The 22,456-nt window shown below is 66.5% G+C and carries 14 protein-coding genes; 3 read left to right on the top strand and 11 right to left on the bottom strand.

All coding sequences use genetic code 11. The annotated features are described in order from the left end of the window. Positions 1–51 precede the first annotated feature (51 nt). The 7 genes from AAC645_RS07075 to AAC645_RS07045 all read right to left on the bottom strand — a co-directional run bounded on the left by AAC645_RS07075 (position 52) and on the right by AAC645_RS07045 (position 11,464). Positions 52–1,503, bottom strand: coding sequence for an efflux transporter outer membrane subunit (locus tag AAC645_RS07075; protein ID WP_340314850.1), 1,452 nt, complete (start codon positions 1,501–1,503; stop codon positions 52–54). Beyond that, positions 1,500–4,652 carry an efflux RND transporter permease subunit gene (locus AAC645_RS07070; protein WP_340314849.1) on the bottom strand — a complete coding sequence of 1,051 codons (3,153 nt, stop codon included), beginning with the start codon at positions 4,650–4,652 and terminating at the stop codon, positions 1,500–1,502. The genes AAC645_RS07075 and AAC645_RS07070 overlap by 4 nt, the downstream gene beginning before the upstream one ends. Before the next feature lie 7 nt (positions 4,653–4,659). Further along, positions 4,660–5,826: an efflux RND transporter periplasmic adaptor subunit gene (locus AAC645_RS07065; RefSeq protein WP_422785802.1), complete on the bottom strand. Its 1,167-nt coding sequence runs from the start codon at positions 5,824–5,826 to the stop codon at positions 4,660–4,662. A gap of 170 nt (positions 5,827–5,996) precedes the next feature. Next, positions 5,997–6,284 carry a hypothetical protein gene (locus tag AAC645_RS07060; RefSeq protein ID WP_340314847.1) on the bottom strand — a complete coding sequence of 96 codons (288 nt, stop codon included), beginning with the start codon at positions 6,282–6,284 and terminating at the stop codon, positions 5,997–5,999. Between the two features lie 104 nt (positions 6,285–6,388). Next, positions 6,389–7,516: a peptide chain release factor 2 gene (gene prfB / locus AAC645_RS07055; protein WP_340314846.1), complete on the bottom strand. Its 1,128-nt coding sequence runs from the start codon at positions 7,514–7,516 to the stop codon at positions 6,389–6,391. A gap of 127 nt (positions 7,517–7,643) precedes the next feature. Continuing rightward, a complete protein-coding gene (locus AAC645_RS07050) occupies positions 7,644–10,121 on the bottom strand; it encodes a penicillin-binding protein 1A (RefSeq protein ID WP_422785801.1) in 2,478 nt (825 codons plus the stop codon). Positions 10,122–10,279: 158 nt separating this feature from the next. Continuing rightward, positions 10,280–11,464: an N-acetylmuramoyl-L-alanine amidase gene (locus AAC645_RS07045; RefSeq protein WP_340314844.1), complete on the bottom strand. Its 1,185-nt coding sequence runs from the start codon at positions 11,462–11,464 to the stop codon at positions 10,280–10,282. 518 nt (positions 11,465–11,982) lie between these two features. On the opposite strand from AAC645_RS07045, the gene AAC645_RS07040 reads away from it, so the two are divergent. The 3 genes from AAC645_RS07040 (at position 11,983) to AAC645_RS07030 (ending at position 16,878) form a co-directional block, all read left to right on the top strand. Further along, entirely contained in the window at positions 11,983–14,664 is a 2,682-nt protein-coding gene (locus AAC645_RS07040; protein ID WP_340314843.1) for an Rne/Rng family ribonuclease, read from the top strand. Positions 14,665–14,743: 79 nt separating this feature from the next. Beyond that, positions 14,744–16,126 carry a M48 family metalloprotease gene (locus AAC645_RS07035; protein ID WP_340314842.1) on the top strand — a complete coding sequence of 461 codons (1,383 nt, stop codon included), beginning with the start codon at positions 14,744–14,746 and terminating at the stop codon, positions 16,124–16,126. Beyond that, the gene (locus AAC645_RS07030) at positions 16,123–16,878 is read left to right on the top strand and encodes a DsbA family protein (RefSeq protein WP_340314841.1); all 756 of its coding nucleotides are present in this window, start codon (positions 16,123–16,125) and stop codon (positions 16,876–16,878) included. The genes AAC645_RS07035 and AAC645_RS07030 overlap by 4 nt, the downstream gene beginning before the upstream one ends. Positions 16,879–16,992: 114 nt before the next feature. Here the strand turns inward: AAC645_RS07030 and AAC645_RS07025 are convergent, their stop codons facing one another. The 4 genes from AAC645_RS07025 to AAC645_RS07010 form a co-directional block, all read right to left on the bottom strand. After that, positions 16,993–17,439: a DUF4112 domain-containing protein gene (locus tag AAC645_RS07025; protein ID WP_340314840.1), complete on the bottom strand. Its 447-nt coding sequence runs from the start codon at positions 17,437–17,439 to the stop codon at positions 16,993–16,995. A 32-nt stretch (positions 17,440–17,471) separates the two neighbouring features. Then, a complete protein-coding gene (locus AAC645_RS07020) occupies positions 17,472–18,962 on the bottom strand; it encodes an ABC transporter substrate-binding protein (protein ID WP_340314839.1) in 1,491 nt (496 codons plus the stop codon). Continuing rightward, positions 18,959–20,527 (bottom strand): peptide ABC transporter substrate-binding protein, encoded by a 1,569-nt coding sequence (locus AAC645_RS07015; protein WP_340314838.1) that lies wholly within the window; start codon positions 20,525–20,527, stop codon positions 18,959–18,961. The genes AAC645_RS07020 and AAC645_RS07015 overlap by 4 nt, the downstream gene beginning before the upstream one ends. Positions 20,528–20,680: 153 nt before the next feature. Then, positions 20,681–22,234, bottom strand: a complete 1,554-nt coding sequence (locus tag AAC645_RS07010) for an ATP-binding protein (protein WP_340314898.1) — start codon at positions 22,232–22,234, stop codon at positions 20,681–20,683. Between the last annotated feature and the right edge of the window lie 222 nt (positions 22,235–22,456).

The raw sequence follows: 22,456 nt of genomic DNA, 5'->3' as shown, positions 1-22,456 counted from the left end.
CCAAAGCCCGTCGCTACGGCGGCGCAACTGACACTGGCCTGAACGGCTTGCCTATCTTGCGGCAGCGGCCTTGGCGCGATTGCCGTCCGGGGCCGGCGGCCGCGCGTCGATCACTTGGTCTCCGCCGAGCGACTGGTACAAGGTCACGAGGTTCTGCGCCTTGGTCAGCCGCGTCGACGCCAGGGTGCGCGCCGCGCCATAAGCGGTGCGCTGGGCATCGAGCAGGCTGAGATAGGGGTCCACGCCACCCCGATAACGCGCATTGGCCAGGAACAGCGAGTCACGGGCGGCGGCATCGAGGCGGGCGGCGGCGGCAAGCTGGCGATCGATCGTGGCGCGTCGGGCGAGCGCATCGGCAACATCGCGAAATGCTGCCTGGATCGCGCGCTGGTAATTTGCGACGGCCAGATCGCGCTGCGCTCTCGAATAGCGAAGATTGCCCAGGTTAGCGCCGCCATCGAAGATCGGCAGCGTGGCGGAGGGGGCTACGCTCCAGGTGAAGGCATCACCGGTAAAGAGGCTCGACAGCGCACTGCTGGCGAAGCCCGCCAGGGCAGTCAGGCCGATGCGTGGGAAGAAGGCCGCGCGGGCGGCGCCGATCCGCGCATTGGCGGCGCGCAGGCTATATTCGGTTTCGACGACATCGGGCCGGCGCAGCAGGATCGAGGAATCGAGGCCTGCCGGGGCCTCCGCCAGCAGTCCGTCGACGCTCTCGATCGATGCGGGCAGGAGCTCGTCCCCGATGCGCCCGCCGACGAGCAGTTCGAGCGCGTTGCGATCCTGCGCGACGGCGGTTTCGAGGCTCGCCTGGTCGGCTTCGGCCTGCGCCAATATCGTTTCCGCCTGGCGCAGGTCGGTGCGCGGCGCCACGCCGCCCTGCAACAGCGAGCGGGTCAGCTCGACGCTTCTCGCGGCGCTCGTGCGGGTTTCGCCGGCAATTGCGAGCAGGCTACGATCGGCGGCCAGCGTAAGATAGGCATTGGCGACACCGGCCACCACGCTCAGCCGCGTGCCGCGCCGCGCGGCCTCGCTGCCGAGATACTGGTTGAACGCGGCGTTGCTCAGGCTGCGCAGCCGGCCGAACAGGTCGATCTCCCAGCTCACGCCGAGATCGGCGCTGTAGGTCGTGCGCCGCCCGCCCGAATTGGATTGCCCGCTGGCCGAGCGGGAGGCGGTGGAACTCTCACCCGTCGTCACGCCCCCCGAGGCGTCGAGGGCGGGAAGGATGTCCGCGCGGGCGACCGTCACCAGCGCGCGCGCCGACTGGACATTGGCCAGCGCGGCCTTGAGATCCTGGTTGTCGGCCAGCGCCCTGTCAATCAGCGCCACCAGCTTGGAGTCGCGAAAGATGTCGCGATAGCTGAGCGCCGCCGGGGCAGCGTCGCTCTGGCCGATCGACGGCAGTGCGGCCGGAATGGCAGGCGCGGGCCGGTGGTAGGTCGGTTCGAAGCTGCACGCGGTCAGCGCCGTGAAGCCGAGCAAGGCGAAGCGCCCGCGGTTCATGCGTCCTCCTCCCGATCATGCTTCGGCCTGCCGGGAAACAGGGTGCGGATGAGCACGAAGAACAGCGGCACGAAGAAGATCGCGAGCGCCGTAGCGGTGAACATGCCGCCGAGCACCGCCGTGCCGATGGCCACTCGGCTCTTGGCTCCTGCACCGGTGGATATCGCAAGCGGGAGGACACCCGCCATGAACGCGAAGCTGGTCATCAGGATCGGTCGTAGCCGGATGCGCGCCGCTTCCAGCGCCGCGGCGATCGGGGTCTTGCCCTGCCGCTCGGCCAGTTCCGCGAACTCCACGATCAGGATGGCGTTCTTCGCTGACAGCCCCATCGTCGTGAGCAGGCCGACCTGGAAATAGATGTCGTTCTCGAGGCCGCGCAGCAGCACCGCCAAGGTGGCGCCGATCAGTCCCAGCGGGATGACAAGCATCACCGCCACAGGGATCGACCAGCTTTCGTAGAGCGCCGCGAGGCACAGGAAGACGACCAGCAGCGAAAGCCCGTAGAGCAGCGGCGCCTGCCCGCCCGATAGCCGTTCCTGGAAGCTCAGGCCGGACCAGGCGATCGCTGTGCCCGGCAGTTTTTCGGCTATCGCGCTGATCTTCTCCATCGCCTGTCCCGAACTCTGCCCGGGCGCCGCCTGGCCATTGATTTCATAGGCTGGCGAACCGTTGAAGCGGAACAACGTGTTGGGTGTCTGCGTCCAATGGACCGTGGCAAAGGCCGAGAAAGGCACCATCTGCCCAGTGGTCGAGCGGACCTGCCAGCTGGCGAGATCCTCGGGTCGGCTGCGATAGGGCGCGTCGCCCTGTACATAGACCCGCTTCACGCGCCCGCGATCGACAAAATCGTTGACGTAGATGCCGCCCCACGCGACCGACAGGGTCTGGTCGACCGCGGACTGGCTTATGCCGAGCGCGCCTACCTTCTCCTGGTCGATATCGACTGCCAGCGTCGGCGCATCCTCGAGGCCGTTCTGCCGCACTGCCTGCAGATCGGGATCGGCCCCCGCTTCTTTCAGCAGCTGATCGCGCCGCGCCTTGAATTCGTCACGGCTGAGACCGCCGCTGTTGAGCAGCTCCATGGTGAAGCCGGAAGACTGCCCAAGGCCGCGCAGCGGCGGCGGCGTGACGACGAAGATCTGCGCATCGCGGACCGAGGAGAGCTTCGCGGTGGCGCTTCGCGTTATCGAATCGGCGCTGTTCTCGGATCCCTTGCGCTCTTCCCAGGGCGCAAAGGCAAGGAAGCCGCGACCGACATTCTGGCTTTGGCCGCCGGGGCCAGAGCCGCTCACCGTAAAGATGTCGGTCACGTTGTCCGGCTGGTTCTTGGCAAAATAACGTTCGATCTGCTCGGCCATTTCGTCCGTGCGACCTAATGTGGCGCCCGGAGCGAGGGTGAACTGAAGCTGGGCGAAACCTTGATCCTCGCTCGGCACGAAGCTGGTCGGCAGGCGAAAGAACAGGCCGCCGAGCGCCGCCACCAGAACCACGAAAACGATCATCGCGGTCCGGGTGTGGCCGAACAGCCGGGACAGCTGATCGCGATAGCGCTCCGATATGCGCTGGAACCAGGCGTTGAACCGGTCGCCATAGTGATGGGCGCGTCCGACAATTCGGCCATGGCGTCCTCGGCTTTGCTCGTCGCGGCGCTTGAGAACGGTCGCAGCGAGCGCAGGGGACAGGATGAGCGCGACCAGCACCGACAAGATCATCGAGGAGACGATCGTGATCGAGAACTGCTTGTAGATGACGCCCGTCGATCCGCCGAAGAACGCCATCGGCAGGAACACCGCGGACAGAACCATGGCGATCGCGATCAGCGCCGTGTTGATCTCGGCCATCGACTTGATCGTCGCCTCGCGCGGCGTGATGTCCGGCTCTTCTTCCATCACGCGTTCGACATTTTCGACGACCACGATGGCATCGTCGACAAGCAGGCCTATCGAAAGCACGAGCCCGAACAGGGTCAGGGTGTTGATCGAGAATCCCGCTGCGGCAAGTACGCCGAAGCTGCCGAGAATGACGACCGGCACCGCGATGGCCGGGATCAGCGTCGCCCGCCAGCTTTGCAGGAACAGGAACATGACGATGACGACCAGCAGGATCGCCTCCGCCAGCGTCTTGACCACCTCCTCGATCGACAGCTTCACGAACGCGGTGGCGTCGTTGAGTATCCTGTAGGTGTAGCCGGGCGGGAAAGTCTCGGCTGCCCCGGATACCAGCGCGCGCACCGCCGCCGCGGTCTTCAGCGAGTCGGCGCCCGGCGCGAGCTGGATCGCGATGCCGGCGCCGGGATGGCCGTTGATCCGGCCGTTTATGGAATAATTCTCGCTGCCTAGCTCGACGCGGGCCACATCGCGCAGCAAGACCTTGGACCCATCGGTCTGCGTCTTGACGATGATCCGTTTGAATTGGTCGGGTGACGTCAGCCGGGAGCGCGCGGTGACGATGGCGTTGAGCATCTGCCTGTCGGGAGCGGGGAGGCCCCCGATCTGGCCGGCTGCGACCTGGGTGTTCTGTGCCTGGATCGCGGCGGTGACGTCGGCAGGCGTGAGGCCCACGCCCGAAAGCTTGAATGGATCTAGCCAGATCCGCATCGCATATTGCCCGCCGAACACGTTGAAGTCGCCGACTCCCGGTACGCGTCCGATCCTGTCCTGCAGGTTCGACACTATGAAATCTGCAATATCCCGGCTGGTCGATCGGTCGCTTCGGTCGGAGATCGCGACCACCATCAGGAAGTCGGCATTCGACTTGGTGACGACGATTCCCTGCTGCTGCACCTGCTGGGGGAGCCGCGGCAGCGCCTGCTGAACCTTGTTCTGCACCTGGACCTGGGCAATGTCGGGGTCGACGCCCTTCTCGAACGTGACGGACAGATTGGCCGAGCCCGCCGAACTCGAGGTGGCAGAGAAATAGAGCAGGCCGCTGATGCCGGTGAGCTGCTGCTCGATGATCTGGGTGATGCTCGATTCGATGGTTTCGGCCGACGCGCCAGGATAGTTGGCGCGGATATTGATCGTCGGCGGTGCCACGTCGGGATATTGAGAGACTGGCAGGCTGAACATCCCGCCGAGGCCGACCAGCATGATCACGATGGCGATGACCCACGCGAAGATGGGGCGATCGATGAAGATGCGCGAGATCATGCTGGGGTCAGCCGGCTTTGCCCTGGCCGCCATTACCCTGGGGCTGTGGCGGCGATCCGGCTGGGACGGCGCGGATCGGCTGGTCTGGCCTGATCCGGCCGAGGCCTTCGACGATGACCTTGTCGCCCGGCTTCAAACCATCGGTGACGAGCCATTTGTCGCCAACCGTGCGATCGGCGGTGATCGCGCGCAGGACGGCCTTGCCGCCGGGCCCGACCAGCATCACCGTCGCCTCGCCTTTCGGATTACGGCTGACACCGGCCTGGGGCACGAGAATGGCGTTGCGCGCTGTCGCCTGCGACAGGGTCGCCCGAACGTACATCCCAGGTAGCAGCACGCCGTTCGGATTGGGGAAACGGGCGCGCAACGTGACGGTGCCGGTATTCGGATCCACCATCGCCTCGGCGAATTCCAGCTGGCCGGCGGCGCCGTAGATGCTGCCGTCCTCGAGCTTCAGCTCGACCGCCGCCGAAGAACGCCCGACCCCGCCGCTGGCCAGTTGGCGGCGCAGCGCGAGCAGCTCCGCACTGGATTGCTGGATGTCGACATAGATTGGATCGAGTCGCTGGATCGTCGTCAGAGGGTCGGTCTGGCCAGCGGAAACCAGTGCGCCGGTGGTGACGAGCGAGCGGCCGATCCGGCCACCGATAGGCGCCGGCACATTGGTGAAGCGCAGATTGATGCGCGCTGTCTCGAGCTGGGCTGCGCTCTGCGAGACCGATGCAGCGGCCTGGCGTGCGGCAGCCGCCGCGTCGGTGTAATCCTGCTTGCTGACCGCCTCGATCTGGGCGAGCGGCTTGAGCCGTTCGGCCCGGGCCGCGGCGGCTTCGCGCTGGGCGCGCGCATTTTCGAGGTTGGCGGCGGCCTGGTTGAGCGAGCTGCGATAGAGGCTGGGGTCGATCTGGTAGAGCGTCTGGCCGGCGCGCACGATGCTGCCCTCGGTGAACAGCCGCGCCTTGACGATGCCCGACACCTGCGGGCGAACCTCCGACATCTCGTAGGCGGATGTGCGTCCCGCCAGCTCGACGAACAGCGGGACGGTCTCGGTCTTCATCACCACATAGCCCGCCTCCGGAGTCGGGGGCGCAGGCTTTTCCTTGGAACAGCCGAGCAGCAGTAGCCCGCAGGCCACGACAGCGAGCCAATTGCCGTGGCCCGCCATAGGGTTCTTCATCGTGCAACCTTCGCGAACGCCGGGCATCCTGCCCTGCTAGCCGTACCGATCGGCTTAAACAATCGTTGCGCTGTGCGGTTGCGAAGTTTTCAGGTGTCGGAACCGTTACATCACCGTTTCCCCTCCTGCTTCAGGAGGGGACAGGCTATGTGCAGTGCAGCGTAATCGGATCAGCGGCAGACCCGGACACGATGGTGGTGATGCCACTCCGTCCAGCATCGGGCCCTATAATGACCATGGCGGCGGTCCCAGCGCCGTTCGTCCCGCCAATGCCGATCACCGCTCCAGCGACTATCGCCGTCCCAGCGACGATCGCCGTCCCAGCGGCGGTCACCGTCCCATCGACGGTCATGGTCCCAGCGGCGGTCGTCCCAGCGATCATGCGCATTGGCGGCACCGCTCATGCCCAGCGCCGCGACGGTAAGGCCGATGGCGGCAAATATCTTCGTGAAGGTCATCGCAGTCTCCTCTCTCTACCGGCCCCGCGGTGAGAAGAAACTACGCCAACAATGCAGTAGCTTAGCTGAACGCCTGCTTCATCGAAGAGAAAGGATTGCGGTCATCAGTCGACATCCTCGACTTCGACGGTTTCGCCGGAAACGCGCTGTGACAGTGCCGCCGCCATGAACCGGTCGAGATCGCCGTCGAGCACGTCCGAAGGGGCGGTCGAGGTCACGCCGGTGCGCAGGTCCTTGACCATCTGATAGGGTTGCAGGACGTAGGAGCGGATCTGGTGGCCCCAGCCGATCTCGGTCTTGGCGGCATAGCCGGCCATCGTCTCGGCCTCCCGGCGCTGAAGTTCCTGCTCGTACAGCCGGGCCTTGAGCTGCTTCATCGCCTCCGCCTTGTTCTTGTGCTGCGAGCGCTGGTTCTGGCAGGCGACGATGATTCCGGTCGGGATATGGGTGATACGCACCGCCGAATCGGTAGTGTTGACGTGCTGCCCGCCCGCGCCCGACGAGCGGTAGGTGTCGATCTTCAGGTCTTTGTCGAGAACCTCGATGTCGATGTCATCGTCGACTTCGGGATAGACCCAGACGCTGGCGAAGCTGGTGTGGCGCCGGGCGGCCGAATCATAGGGGCTGATGCGGACAAGGCGGTGCACGCCGCTCTCGGTCTTGGCATAGCCATAGGCATTCTCGCCCTTGATCAGCAGCGTGGCGGACTTGATACCGGCCTGCTCGCCGGCATGGAAATCGACCAGTTCCACCTTCAGCCCGCGGCGCTCGGCCCAGCGGCTGTACATGCGCTGGAGCATGCCGGCCCAGTCCTGGCTCTCCGTGCCGCCGGCCCCGGCATTGACCTCGATATAGCTGTTGTTCGCATCGGCCTCGCCGGCAAGCAACGCGGAGATCTTGTCCTTCTCGGCGCGTTCCGCCAGCGCGGCCAGCGCCTTTACGCCGTCGTCGATCAGCGCATTGTCGCCCTCGGCCTCGGCCATTTCCATCAGCTCGACGGTGTCCGCGCATTCCTGCTCGATCGTCCTGACCGCCTGCACCGCCTCGTCGAGCCTGCGCCGCTCGCGCATGACTTCCTGCGCGGCCTTGGCGTCGTCCCACAGCTTGGGGTCCTCCACGCGATTGTTGAGCTCGTCGAGCCGGCGGAGCGCACGGTCCCAATCCAGGAAGCGGCGAACGAGCGCCATTGCCTGGTTGATCTGATCGACACTGGCTTGCGCTTCGGCGCGCATAATATGAACTCCGGTAAATCATCGTCATCCCAGCGCAGGCTGGGATCTCAGGAGGCATATATAGGCCCCCCTTCTGCCGCACGAGACCCAGCCTGTGCTGGGGTGACGATTGGCGTGGCGGGCTGCCCTAGTAGATACCGTCCTGGCTTTGCAAGAATTCGCTGTCGGTGGTCGTCGCCTTGCGCGGCGCCGCGGCGGCCCGCTTGGCGATCTCGTCGCGGCGGATCGTTCGCCTCGGCTCGCTCTCCGGCTTGAATGCTTCCCAGATCACCGGGCTGTAATAGCTGCCGTCGGGCCAGGCGCCGAACACGCGGCGGCCGGTCTTGCGGTCGATGCGGATCATGCGGATGCCGGCCGGCGCCTGGAAGGGCACGACCGGCATGCCCTTCATCGCCTTGGCGGCGAAGCTGTGGAAGATCGGCGCGGCGATCGTGCCGCCCTGCGCATAGCCGCCCATCGAGCGGGGATTGTCATAGCCCAGATAGACACCCCCCACCATGTCGGCCGAACCGCCGACAAACCAGACGTTGGTCGGGCCCGACGAGGTGCCGGTCTTGCCGAACAATGGCCGGCCGAGGTCGCGCAGCACGGTGGCGGTGCCGCGCTCGACCACGCCTTCCATGATGTGGAGCATCTGGTACGCGGTCATCGGATCGATCACCTGTTTGGCGCGCAGCCGCGGCCGCGGCATCGGCTTGCCGTCCCATTGCGGCATGTTGCAGCCCTCGCAGGCGCGCTTGTCGGCGCGCCAGATGATCTTGCCGTTGCGATCCTGGACATAGTCGATCAGCGTGGGCTCGAGCGCGCGGCCCTGGTTGGCGAACATCGAATAGGCGTTGACCATGCGCATCACCGTGGTCTCGCCGGCGCCCAGCGCATAAGCGAGATACGGCGGATAGTCGCCGATCCCCATCACCTTGGCGGTGTGCACGACCTTGTCCATGCCGATCTGGCTCGCGGTGCGTACGGTCATCAGGTTGCGCGATTGCTCGACGCCCCAGCGCATCGTCTGCTGCCCGGCATTGGCGCCGGAGAAATTCTTGAAGCACTTCTGGCCGAGCCGTGCCGACTGAAACACGCAGAATGGCCCGTCGATGATGATCGAGGCGGGAGTCATGCCGTTGTCGAGCGCAGCGGCATAGACGAACGGCTTGAACGTCGATCCCGGCTGGCGCCTCGCCTGGGTCGCGCGGTTGAACGACGATCCGCGAGAGTCGAAGCCGCCCTGCATCGCCAGCACCTGGCCGGTATGCGGGTTCTGGATCACCATCCCGCCCGAGATGTTGGGGATGCTGCGCAGCGTCCAGCTGTCGCCTTCGCGCCGTACGACGATCACGTCGCCGCGCTTCAGGAAATCGAAGGCGCGGCCGCCGACGCCGGCCTTGGGCATCGTCGCCCCCCAGCTCGGCAGAGTGCCCCGCGATCCATTTTCGAAACCGATTTCCGCTGCCGAACCGTCGCGCGACAGCACCACGGCGGGGAGCCAGTTGGCATAGCCGGCGCCGACGTTCAGCGTGGCGAGCGTGCGCGCCCAATTGCCGTCGGTGTCGATCTTCGCGATCCGGCCGCGCCAGCCCGCCGCCGCCTCGAAGCGGACGAGTCCGTCGCGCAGCGCGCCTTCGGCGGCATCCTGCACATTGCCGTCATAGGAGGTGCGCACCCACAGGCCGCCCGAATAGATTGCGTTGGGCCCGTCCGATGCGTTCTGGCCATAGCGGTCGATCAGCTCGCGGCGGACCTCTTCCATGAAATAACCGCCGACGCTGGGCCGCGGCGCATAACGCTCGACGACGCCCAGCGGCGCTGCCGCCGCGGCGGCGCGCTGCTGTTCGGTGATGAAGCCGTTCTCGACCATCTGCAGGAGCACATAGTTGCGCCGCTCGATGGCGCGATCGGCATTGCGCTCGATCGTGTAGTTGGACGGCGCCTTGGGCAGGATCGCCAGATAGGCGATCTCGGGAAGGGTGAGGTCGCCGACATCCTTGCGGAAATAGGCGCGGCTGGCCGATTGGACGCCATAGGCGTTGCGGCCGAGGAATATCTGGTTGAGGTACAATTCGAGGATCTGCTGCTTGGTCAGGGCATCCTCAATCCGGAAGGCGAGGATCGCCTCGCGCACCTTGCGCTTGATCGAATAATCGTCCCCGACGATCAGGTTCTTGGCGACCTGCTGGGTGATCGTCGATCCGCCCTTCGCGCGCCGGCCGCTGCCGAGCTTGGTCGCATAGTCCCACACCGCGCCGGCGAGGCCGCCGATGTCGATGCCGGGGTGGTGGAAGAAGGTCTTATCTTCGGCGGAGATGAAGGCATCGACGAGCATCGGCGGATATTCGTCATAGGAGAGCTGAACCCGCCGCTCGCGCGCGAAATCGGCGATCGGTTCGCCATCATAGCCGCGGACGTTGGTCGGCAGCGGCGGCTGATAGGCGAGCAGCGCATCGGCCGAGGGCAGCCCGCGTGCGAAGAAGAACCACATCAGCAGCCAGAACAGCGCCGCCGACCACAGCACATAGCCGGTCCAGCGCCAGCTCCGGAACGCCCAGAGCCGACGCGCCTCGGCGCGCCAGCCGGGAAGGGGGTTGTGGATTTTAGATGTGCTGGCCACGGCGGCGCTCTAGCAGCTTTGATGGGGTTTGGAAGGAGGAGAGCTTCATCGGTCTCCCCTCATCGTCATTCCAGCGAAAGCTGGAATCCCCTTTTCCCTGTGTCGTGGAAAGGCAGTGAGATCCCAGCTTTCGCTGGAATGACGGGCCAAATCTTTCATCACTCCCCCGTCAGCCTGCGTGCGAAATGCGTCTCGACCGCCTTGCGCACGCCGATCGCGATATTGCGGCGGTAGTCCTTCGACAGCAGCAGCGCGAGATCGTCGGGATTGGAGATATAGCCGGTTTCCAGCAGCACCGACGGCACGTCGGGCGCCTTGAGCACGATTAGGCCGGCGAAGCGGTGCGCGTCGTCCTTGAAGTGGATGGTCGGCTCCATCTCGCGCTGGAGCAGGGTCGCGAACTGGGAGGATATGTTCATCGTCTCGCGCTGGGCGAGGTCCAGCAGGATCGACGACACCTCGTTGTTCTCGCCACCGAGATCGACGCCGTTGAGGATATCGGCGCGGTTTTCCTTGGCGGCGAGCTGGGCGGCGACGCGATCGGAGGCGACCTCGGACAGGGTGTAGATGCTGGCCCCGCGCGCGGCGGTGTTGGTCGCGCTGTCGGCGTGGACGGATATGAACAGGTCCGCCTTCAGCCGTCGCGCGATCTCGCGCCGTTCGCCAAGCACCAGGAAGCGGTCGTCGCTGCGGGTCAGCGCCACGCGGACCCTGCCGGAAGCGGCGAGTTCGTCTCGGATCGCCCTGGCGATCGCCAGGGCGACATCCTTCTCTCTTGTCGCCCCGTCGGTCGATTGTGATCCCGGATCATGGCCGCCATGGCCGGCGTCGATCACCACCAGCGGCCGCTTGCTGCCTCGGGCGCCGATGACGGCAGGAACCGGCAACGGCGCGGGCGGATCGAGCGGCACGGTGATGCCGCCGCGTTGCGGTGCGCGCGCGTCCACCGGCTTCGCCGGGTCGAGGCCGAACAGCTGGCGGCCCCTGCGCACCGCTCGACCGAACAGGCTTTCGGTGACCGGCTTCAAGGTCAGGGTCAGCGACAGATGATCGGGAGAAAAACTGGCGTCCGAGACGACCGCCGCCGTGTTGAGCTCGAATACCACCCGCGCGGTATCGGGGTCATATTGGCCGTGGCGGGTGGATGCGATCAACCCGCCCGAGGCCGCTACCCGGCCCATCCGCGTGCCCGGCAGGTCGACGGCTATCCGTTGCGGCGCGGACAGCATGAAGGCCGAAGCGGTGGCCACTGGCTTGTCGAAGCGCAGGGTGATCGCCATCTCGCCGATGTCGACGGCCGTGATCGCCGCCGCTGCCCGCGCTGCGGCGGGCACGAAAAGCATTAGGAGCGCACATAGGCAAAGGGCGAGGCGCCTGCTGGAACTTGGTCTTGGCAAATTGGCCCCACGATACCCGGCCGGTCCTGAAACGCCGACAGCCCTGACACTTAACCAAAGCTGGGCGGCTCTTGTCCAGTGTGGTGATGCTTGCCCCGACCGGCGTCGGATGCTAGCACCGCTTGTCCGGATCTCGGCCGATGCGCGCCCAATGCGCGGATCGCGAGCGCCGTGCCGGACCTGTCGTCGTGATTTCGCGACGGCGCAACAGGTTGACGATCGCATGAGTCATTTTTCGCCCCGTTTCGAACGCTGCCAGACTGTTGGCGGCGTATGGAACGGCGCCTCCTTTCCGGCGCGGCGCGCCGGATGTGACCACGCGACGGCTGCGAACACCTTTCTTTCACCATCGATGATGCGCTCGGATGCGACGCGGCTTGCCGCACCGCCCGGCGCCTCGTCTTCATCATATCGCGCGTGCAGGCCCGGCGTCGTCGCCGGCCCACGCGCCTGGAGAATATTGAATGACAACCCGCATGCTAATCGACGCACGCCACCGGGAGGAAACCCGCGTGGCCGTCGTCCAGGGGAACCGCATCGAGGAATTTGACTTTGAGTCTGCCGAGCGCAAGCAGCTCAAGGGGAATATCTATCTCGCCAAGGTAACGAGGGTCGAACCGTCGCTGCAGGCGGCGTTCGTGGATTATGGCGGCAATCGCCATGGCTTCCTCGCCTTCTCGGAAATCCACCCCGATTATTATCAAATTCCGAAGGAGGATCGCGAAGCGCTGCTGCGCGAGGAGGCCGAGCACGCCGCCGAGGAAGAGGCGCTGCGCGCCCGCGATTCCGACCATGACGAAGACTTCGACGAGGTTGAGGACGACGGCCACGATCATCACGATCATGATGATGGCCAGGATCATGGCGAACACGGCGAAGAGGGCGGCGACGAACGGCCGCGTACGCGCCGGGAATCGGTTGGCGGCGGCTCCGACGACGGTGCGGTCGAGAATCTTCGCCAGCGGCGGATGAACCTGCGCCGCCGCTACAAGATCCAGGACGTGATCCGCCGGCGCCAGGTGCTGCTGGTCCAGGTCGTCAAGGAAGAGCGCGGCAACAAGGGCGCTGCGCTGACCACCTATCTCTCGCTGGCCGGCCGCTATTGCGTGCTGATGCCGAACACCAGCCATGGCGGCGGCATCAGCCGCAAGATCTCGAACGCGGCCGATCGCAAGCGGCTGAAGACGATCATGGCCGAGCTCGATCTGCCGCGCACGATGGGCTGCATCGTCCGCACCGCGGGTCTCCAGCGCACCAAGACCGAGATCAAGCGCGACTTCGACTATCTCGCCCGGTTGTGGGACGAGATCCGCGAGAATACGCTGAGCTCCTCCGCGCCGGCGCTGATCTATGGCGACAGCGACCTGATCAAGCGGGCGATCCGCGACATCTACAACCGCGACATCGACCAGGTGATCGTCGAAGGCGAGGAAGGCTTCCGCCAGGCGCGCCAGTTCATGAAGCTGCTGATGCCGAGTCACGCCAAGAAGGTGGAGCTCTATGCCGACGCGGTGCCGCTGTTCCAGCGCTTCGGCGTCGAAGACCAGCTCGCGGCGATGTACCAGCCCTTGGTCCAGCTCAAGTCGGGCGGCTATCTGGTGATCAATCCGACCGAGGCGCTGGTGTCGATCGACATCAACTCGGGCCGGTCGACCCGCGAGCATAATATCGAGCAGACCGCGACCGCGACCAACCTCGAGGCCGCGCATGAGATCGCCCGCCAGCTGCGGCTGCGCGATATGGCCGGGCTCGTCGTCATCGACTTTATCGATATGGAGAACAACTCCAATATCCGTAAGGTCGAAAAGGCGATGAAGGAGGCGCTCAAAAACGATCGCGCCCGCATCCAGGTCGGCCGAATCTCCAGCTTCGGCCTGTTCGAGATGAGCCGCCAGCGCCTGCGCACCGGCGTGCTCGAGGCATCGACCCGCCAGTGCCCGCATTGCGAAGGCACTGGGCTGATCCGCACCGCCTCGTCGGCGGGGCTGTCGGCGCTGCGCATGCTCGAGGACGAGGCCGCCCGCGGCCGCGGCTCGCGGCTGATGCTGCGCGCCAGCCAGGAAGCCGCCTTCTACGTCCTCAACCGCAAGCGCGCCGAACTCGCCGAGATCGAGGATCGCTATGGGGTGATGATCGAAATCCTGTCGGACGGCACGCTCGAAGGCGCGCGGATGAGCGTCGAGGCCGGCGGCCCGCCGCCGAGCCATGCACCACGCTTGCCGACGCCGATGCTGATCGACGCCGACGACGATCTCATGGACGACGAGATCGAGGAGGAAGAAGAAGAGGAGTTCGAGGCCGAGGCTGAAGGCGGCGACGCCGAGGGCCAGGACGAGGGCGATCGTGGCGATGGCCGCGGACGCCGTCGCCGCCGTCGCCGTCGTCGCGGCGGCCGTGGCCGCGAGCAGGACGGTCAGGTCGAAGGCGCTGAAGCTAGTGAAGACGGCGCCGAGGCCGATGGCGAGGAAATGGCTGAAGCCGAGGACGCTCGGGACGGTGCCGAAGAAGGTGGCGAAGCTACCGGTGGCGAGGACAGCGGCGGCGAGCCGCGTCGCGGTCGTCGCCGTGGCCGTCGCTCGGGCCGCCGTCGCGGTGGCGAGGGCGCACCTGTCGAGGGCACGCCGGCCGAGCAGATCGAGACTATGATGTCCGAGGAACTGCCCGCTCCGGCGTCCCAGCCACAGGAAGCTGCGGCCGCCGAGGAAGCAGCCCCGAAGGGCCGCCGCCGGCCGCGCGCCCGCAAGGGTGAAGCCGTCGCAGCCGCTCCCGCTGTTGCCGAAGAGCCGGTGGCGATGCCGGTCGAGGAGGTCGTCGCGCCGGCCGAACCGGCTGCCGAGGAGCCCAAGCCGCGCCGCGGACGCCGCAAGAAGGTCGAGGCCGTAGAAATGGTCGAGGCGGACGCCGGTGAGCCCGCCGTCGCGCTGGAGGCTGTAGCGGAAGCTGCTTCCGCCGAGGCTCCGGTCGCTGCCGAAGCGCCCAAGCGCCGCAGCCGTGCACGCGCCAAGGCCGCGCCTGGCGAAACCGCCGAGGTGATGGCCGCACCGGCCGAAGCCGAGACGCTCGGTGCCGATGACGCGGCGTCGGAGGAAGAAGGCGAAGGAGGCTCGCCACGCCGCGGCTGGTGGCAGCGCACCTTCGGCGCCTGAAGATGATCGGCGGGTCGGCTCGGGCTGGCCCGCCGTGCTTCACGCGCGGTTCAGCCGCGTAGCGCGAGGATGGATGAGCATGGGCCGGTTCCCCGTATCGTCGAAACATCTGCGCCTCGCGCTGCGCATGCTGCTGTTCCTGTGGCTGTCGATGTCGCTGGGCGCGCAGCCGCTGCTGGCGCAGTCGATCCTGCGCGATGCCGAAACCGAGGCCTATCTCAAGGAGATCGCCGCGCCACTCGTGGCGGCGGCCGGTTTGCAGCCCGGTAATGTCGACATCATCCTGATCGGCGACAAGGAGATCAACGCCTTCGTCGCCGGCGGGCAGGCGGTCTATATCCATAGCGGGCTGATCGAAGCCGCGGACAACACCAGCGAAGTCCAGGGCGTGATCGCCCATGAGCTCGGCCATATCACCGGCGGCCATGTCATCCGGTTCGGCGAAGGCGCCAAGGCCGCCACGGGCATCACGCTGCTGTCGCTGCTGCTGGGCGCGGCGGCGATGGCGGCGGGTGCGGGCGACGCCGGCATGGGCGTGATGATGGCGGGGCAGCAGGCGGCGATGGGAAAGTTCCTCGCCTTCAACCGGGTGCAGGAAGCCAGCGCCGACGCCGCCGGGGTCGGCTTCCTCAACAAGGCCGGCCTCTCGGGCAAGGGCATGCTCAGCTTCTTCCTGAAGCTGAAGAAGGAGGAGTTTCGCTACGCCTCCACCTATGCCGAGATCGATCCGTTCATGCAGACCCATCCGATGTCGGGCGACCGCGAGGCGGCGCTGTCGAACGACGTGATCAAGTCGCCCAGCTACAACCACAAGACCGATCCCGCGCTCGACGTGCGCTTCCAGCGGATCAAGGCCAAGCTTGTCGGCTATATGGACGATCCGACCACTGCGCTGCGCAAATACCCCGAAACCGACCAGAGCGCGCCGGCACATTATGCGCGGGCCTATGCATGGCACCGCGGCGCCTATCCCGACAAGGCCGTCGAAGAGGTGAACAAGCTGGTCGCCCTGGCGCCGAAGGATCCCTATTATCGTGAACTGCAGGGGCAGATACTGCTGGAATCGGGCAAGCCGGAGGAGGCGCTCGCACCGCTTCGGCTCGCGGTGCAGGGATCGCGCGGGTCGCCGCTGATCGCATCGCTGCTCGGTCATGCGCTGATCGCAACCGAAGATCCGGCCAATCTCAGGGAGGCTCGTGACGTGCTCAAGGTGTCGGTTGCACGCGACCGCGACAATCCCTTCGCGTGGTACACGCTCGGCATGGCTTATGCACAGCTGGGCGACGAGCCGCGCGCGCAGCTCGCCACGGCGGAACGTTATGCGCTGATCGGCAACAACCGGCTGGCAATGGCCAGCGCCGAGGCGGCAATGGCGCGGATCCCGCGCGGCACGCCCGATTATCTCCGCGCCGAGGATATCGCCCTGTCATCGCGCGCCGCAGCAAGCGACCGCAAGAAATGACGATCAAGGATCATATGCTCCGCAACCGACGCCTGGCCGCCACGATCGGTGCCGGCGCCGCGCTCCTGCTCGCCGGCGGCGCCGGCTGGCTGGCGCACCAGCGCACCGCCGCGCCGGCCAGCAAGGCTCAGATCGAGATGGTGGTGCGCGACTATATTCTGGCTCATCCCGAAATCCTTCCGCAGGCGATGGAAAGGTTGCGCGAAAAGCAGGGGCAGGACGCTTATGCCAGCAACAAGGCCGCGCTCGAAACGCCGTTCGCCTCCGCCTGGGCCGGCAACCAGCATGGCGATGTGACGCTGGTGATGTTTACCGATTATGCCTGCGGCTATTGCCGGTCGAGCCTGCCCGACGTCGATCGGCTGCTGGCGAGCGATCCGAAGCTGAAGGTGGTATGGCGCGAGATCCCGATCCTCGGCCCTGGCAGCGAAATTGCCGCCAGGGCTAGCCTGGCCGCGGCGCAGCAGGGCGCGTTCCGCGCCTTCCATGAACGGATGTTCGCCGCCGGGCGTCCCGATCCGGCGAAGGTGACCGCGGTGCTGCAATCGCTGAAGCTCGATGCTGGCCGGCTCCGCCGTGATGCCGCCGGCCCGGCCGTGGTGGCTGAGCTTCAAAAAAATCTCGACCTGGCGAGAAAGATCGACGAGTCGCTCGCAACCCCGACCTTCGTCGTCAACGGCCAGATGCTGAAGGGAGCCGTCGGCTACGACGCGCTTAAACAGGCGATCGACGAGGCGCGGCGCCGGACCTGACCATCGTCGCAAACAAGCCCGGATCCGTCATTCCGGCGGAGGCCGGAATCTCAGTAGAGGTTCGTGACCTATGCTCCGTCCTCGCTGATCGAGACCTCGGCCTGGCGAGTAGACTCAGGACTGCCGCTTCACCACCCCGCCTTCGATGGTCGCGCTCGCGGGATGATGGCGGTCGAGGTGGCGCTTGATCATCCTGAGATTGCGGCTGTTCGAGCGAAAGAAGAAGTCGGGAATCGCGCCTACCCAGGGAATGGCACCGAGCAGTAGATCCAAGCCGACATTGCCGAACATCCGGGTCAGCTGCCATTTCGACATGCCGAGATTGCGCGCTTCCCAGGCCAGCCAGCTTCCCATCACTGCACCAATGGCCGGTCCGACCAGGGGCACCATGTCGAGCAGCACGTCGAGCCCCACCGGTCGGTTGAGGCCCGGAATGACGAACATCCGTTCGAGCAGCGCTTCCATCGCCTCGACCCGGCGGCGAACCGATGCGGGATCGCGGCCCATGCCGGGCACGCGATCGGATAGCCCGTCGAAATCGGCCGGGGTGGGGCGTCTCATGCTCATTCTCCAGTTGGTGCCAACTGATCGCATCAGCGGTTGCTTTGGTTCCCGATCAGCGGTGCGAGGGGGTGGACCCCGCGCGCGTTGAGGCGAAAGCCCGGCAGATCCGGCGCCGCCAGCGACCAGCGCACCGGCTGCGCGATCGGGATGAACGGGGCCATTTCGGTCATGCGCCGCTCCGTATCCGCGATCATCCGCGCGCGCAGCACGGGTTCGGTGGCGTTGCGGGCGGCCCGGAACGCCTGATCAGCCTCCTCGCTGCAGGGCCGTCCGCTGTCGCAGAGGAAGTGGGCGAGGAACCAGTCGGCCTGGTCGGCCGGGCCGATCTCGTCGATCAGCCGAAGCTCCGCGGGATCGCGCGGCCCAACCCGTTTCGCCTCGACTCCGATCCAGCGCCATTGCCGCTGGATGGCCGCGAACAATATGGCCGATCCTGGGCCCTCGGGCATGGCGAGGGTCAGCCGCACTGCGCCATCCACGCCATGCTGCAGTCGCCAGATCCCGACGATCCGCCGCGCGGTGGCCACCCGGCCGGCAAGGGCTCGCTGGTCCGATCCGCGAACATTGGCAAAAGCCTGCGCCCAGAAAGGCCGAGCCGGTTCGGCAACGTCGGTCAACCCCGGTGGCAGGATCGACTGGACCGGCCGCCAGCCCGGCACGCCCAGCGCGTCCCCGATCGCATCGCGGTCGAGCGCCATCGCCAAGGCCTGGCGCATCTCGACCGCCATCAGCGGCGCCGAGCTGCGGGCCACGCGGAAGCCGAACAGCCCGACCGCGGGATCGACCTGCACGTTGCGTGGCGGGATGTTGGCCAGCCTGGTGTAGACGAAGTCGTCATAGCCGCCGCCGGTGACAAGCGTCGCCTCGCCATTGGCGAAGCGCGACACGGCGAGCGCCACGCGTTCCCCGCGCAGGTGGATGCGACGCCGGGCGGCGGCCTCGGCCTTGCCGTCCTCGTCGGGGCCTTCGACGCCCTTTGGCCGCAATCTGGTCAGCCGGCCCACCTTGCCGTCGATCAGCAGGGGACCGGTGCCCTTGCCGTCGATCAGCAGCGCGAAGGCGGGGCTGGCAAGCAACGACATCAGTTCGGGCCGCGGCGCGGCAAGCCGGATCTCGATGACCTCCGGAGTGACCGCCACGATTTCGCGGACTCCGTCGAGCCCGATGCCCAGTGCGCGGTCGCTATAGCGCCGTAGCAGCCTGCGAAGCTGGCTTGCCACCTTGTCGGCGTCGGCGAGCTCGTGGTCGAGCCGAAAGGTGTAATAAAGCCCGTCATCGGAGATCGCCCAGCGGATCGCCAGCCCCGGCTGGACCTGGCCCCCGGCGTCGATGCCCACCAGTCCCTGTGCGACTGCGCCGAGCAGCGCTGCGTCGGCCTGGCGGGGCAGTGCGCTGGCCGGATCGCGCAGGCGCGTCTCGCGGCCGATCACGCTGACCGTTACCTGCTCGTCATTGTCGCCGCGGCCGCAACTCGCGAGCAGCATTGCGGCAAGAAGCACGATCGGGGCGTGACGCATCATCTCAGGCGCAGGGTCCAGCTGGGGTGCATGTTAGGCGCATTGTCGTGCCAGCCATCGACGCGCGGGGCAACCAGGGCACGGCTGACATAATGGTATAGCGGGACGAGCGGCGCGTCCTCGACCAGGATCGCCTCGGCCGCGCGCATCGCCCTGGCGCGTGCCTTCGGGTCGGCGATGGCCATCGCACGATCGAGCGCGGCGTCGAAGGCGGGGCTGGCATAGCCCGCATAGTTGAGCGGGCCGGCGTCGGAGCGGTGGATTGCGAGATAATTCTCCGGAGCGGGGACATCGCCGATCCAGCCCGACCGCGCGAAGGCGAAGTCGCGGCGGCGGAGGCTGGCGAAATGCAGCGACGCCTCGCTATTGAGGAGATGCGCCTCGATGCCCAGAGGCCGCCACATCGCCGCCATCGCCACCGCGACCCGACGATGATCGGCGTCGCTGTTGAACCGCATGTCGAACAGGAGCTTGCGACCCGGTCCATAGCCCGCCGCCGCCAGCAGTTCGCGCGCAACGCCTTGCCGGCGCTCGCGGCTCCAGCCGGCCCAGACCGGCCGATAGCCGCCAGGCGCACCCGCCACCGCCGGCGGAACCACGCCCCAGGCCGGCAGCGTGCCGAGGCCGATCAGCTTCTGCGCTATCCACGGCCGGTCGACCGTCATCGACAGCGCGCGTCGGACGCGGGCATCGTCGAAGGGCGGAGCGGTGGTGTTGAAGATGAAATAATAGCTGCCGTTATAAGCGGCGACATGCGCCGCGCCGGGCAGGCGTTGCGCGATCCAAGCGGCTCGCGTCGGCGGAAAATCGTTGCTGGTGTCCGCCTCGCCCGCGGCGAAGCTGCGCACCGCCGTCAGCCGGTCGGTTATGGGCCGCCATTCCACCTCCGCAATCGCCGCGCGGCCATCGTGCCAATGGGGATTGCGGGCGAGCCGGATCCGCTCGTTGAGCCGCCATTCCTGCAGCCGATACGGCCCCGAAGTGACGAGCGGCCGTTCACCTGTCCAGCCGTCGCCCAGCACCGCGATGCGATGAACCGGCAGCGCCGCCACTGCCGGCAGCGCCAACAGGGCCGGCAATGCCGGCATCGGCGCGTGCAACCGGACGATCACGGCGTCGCGATCCGGCGTTACGCTGTCGATGTCGATGAACAGCGCGGCGCTCGGCGATGCCGTCGCGGAATCGCGCAGCCGCGCGAACACCGCGGCAAAGGTGGCGGGCGTGATCGGCGCGCCATCCGAGAAGCGCAGGCCGGGGCGCAGCGGAAAGCGCCAGCTCCTGCCGTCGGGCGACATGCTCCAGCCAGTTGCCAGCCCCGCTATCGCCTCGCCCTTGCCATTCATGCGGGTGAGACCCTCGAACTGGTCCTGGGCGACGCGGATCGTCGCGAGGTCCGACGCTCTTTGCGGATCGAGGCTCTTCACCTCGTCGTCGGCCAGGCGGACGATGCGGTCGTGCGGTGGCCCCTCGCGAGGGCCGCCATGGCATGCGGCCAGGAGGAGCAGGATCGGGAGGATGAGGCAGCGCATCGGTGCTGCGGTTAGGCCCGATGCAGCGGCGTTGCTCAACCCTTTTCCATTGCCCCGATCGTCTTTCCGGCGGAGGCGGGAATCCCGGTAGAGACGCGCGACCTCAACTCCGTCCTGGGTCCGCGCCGTGATCACGGGCAGCGGCACCGAGCGAGCGACAGGATACTTCAGGCCAGGACACTAGCAGACGTTTCAGGCGGACAGGGCTTTCCGCAAGGCCTCCGACAGCGCGCCGGGCGAGAAGGGCTTGCGCAGGATGATCGCCGCGTCGCCGACCGCTTCGTCGATCGCATCGGACTGAGCAAAGCCGGTGGCGAAGACGATCTTCAGGTCGGGCCGCCGGGCGAGCGCAGTGCGCGCGACTTCGGCGCCGTTCATGCCGGGCATTGCAAAGTCGAGCAGGATCGCCTCGGGCGGGTTGCCGTCGATCTCGACCAGCGCCTGCCCGCCATTCTCTGCGGTGCTGACCGCACAGCCGAACCCGCGGAGCATGTCGGCAATGACTTCGCGGATTATCGGCTCGTCGTCGACCACGAGGATCTTGAGTCCGGCAAGGTGCTGGAGCTCGCCGGGGGGAGCGTGACGCGGCGTCGTGTCGGGGGCGATCGGGCCATCGGCCCGCCGCAGGAAGATGGTGATCGAACTGCCTCTGTCCGGTACGGACTCGATGGTGACGGTGCCGCCGCTCTGGCGCGCCATCCCGAACACCATGCTCAAGCCCAGGCCGGAGCCCTGCCCGACAGGCTTGGTGGTGAAGAAAGGCTCGAATGCGCGGGCGATCACGTCCGGCGTCATGCCGGTGCCGGTATCGGTGACCGTGATGCCGACATAATCGTCATCGTCGACATCGTCGCGTCCTTCGAGAGTGCGATTGCGCACCTCGACGTGCAGCTTGCCGCCGCCCGGCATGGCGTCGCGTGCATTCAGCGCCAGGTTGAGCAGGGCAAGCTCGAACTGCACGCTATCCGCCAGTACGCCGTGTGGGGCCTCATCGATGTCGAAGCTCAGTTCGACCGAAGGGTCGATCGTGCGCGCAAGCAGCTCCTTGATGCCGGCGAGCAGATCGGCGACGCGGACCGGCTTGAGCTCGATCCGCTGGACGCGCGAGAAGGACATCAACTGGCTGGTGAGTCGTCGTCCGCGATCGACCGCGGACAAGGCCATGTCCACCAGATGCTGGACGCGCTCGTCGTTGGCGGTGCGGGAGGCCACCAGGTCGAGGCTACCGCTCACCGCCTGAAGCAGGTTGTTGAAATCATGCGCGATGCCGCCGGTCAGCTGGCCTATCGCTTCCATCTTGCGGGCCTGTACCAGTGCGGCTTCGGCCTTTTCCCGTTCGACGATCTCGGCGCGCAGCGCTTCGTTGGCCAATCGTAGATGGGTCGGGGACGGCAGCGCGATTGCCTTGGGGAGCAGCGGCCATAGCAGGATCGCGGTCAGCACCGATGCGGCCGCGGTGATCGCCTTGACGATGGCCTCGAGCTGATAGGCGCCGTTCCACAGATTCCACAGCGCGACGACATGAGTCAGGCCGCACGCCATTATGAAAAGCGCGAACAACCAGAAGATGCCGCTGAACTCCACGTCGCGGCGCCGGCGCACGAAGGTGACGAGTGCGATCGGAATGGAGAAATAGGCGAGCGCGATCAGGACATCGGAGATCGCCATCGTCCACACCAGCCACGGCCGCCACAGCAGGCAATAGCCATGTGGCGCATAACCACCGCCGAGCAGCTGCTGGATCATCGAAATCACCCGCGTTTCCCCTACGCTTGTCGATTATCCGCACAGAGGTAACCGAAGCCGTCTCGCGCAGGAAGATGGAACGGTCGCGGAACAGGGTCGTTCTGACCTCGCAAGCTTGTCGCGCGGCTTCGTCGCGGCGGCTCCCGAGGAGAGTGAAAATGGGCAAGGGCCTGATCCTGTGGTTGCTCGGCGTACCTGGCATCGTTGTCATTGGACTGCTGC

Source organism: Rhizorhabdus argentea (genome assembly GCF_037861105.1).
Classification (GTDB): Bacteria; Pseudomonadota; Alphaproteobacteria; order Sphingomonadales; family Sphingomonadaceae; genus Rhizorhabdus; species Rhizorhabdus argentea.
Note: the sequence above shows the minus strand (reverse complement) of the source record. Positions and strands in the feature narration are given on the sequence as shown.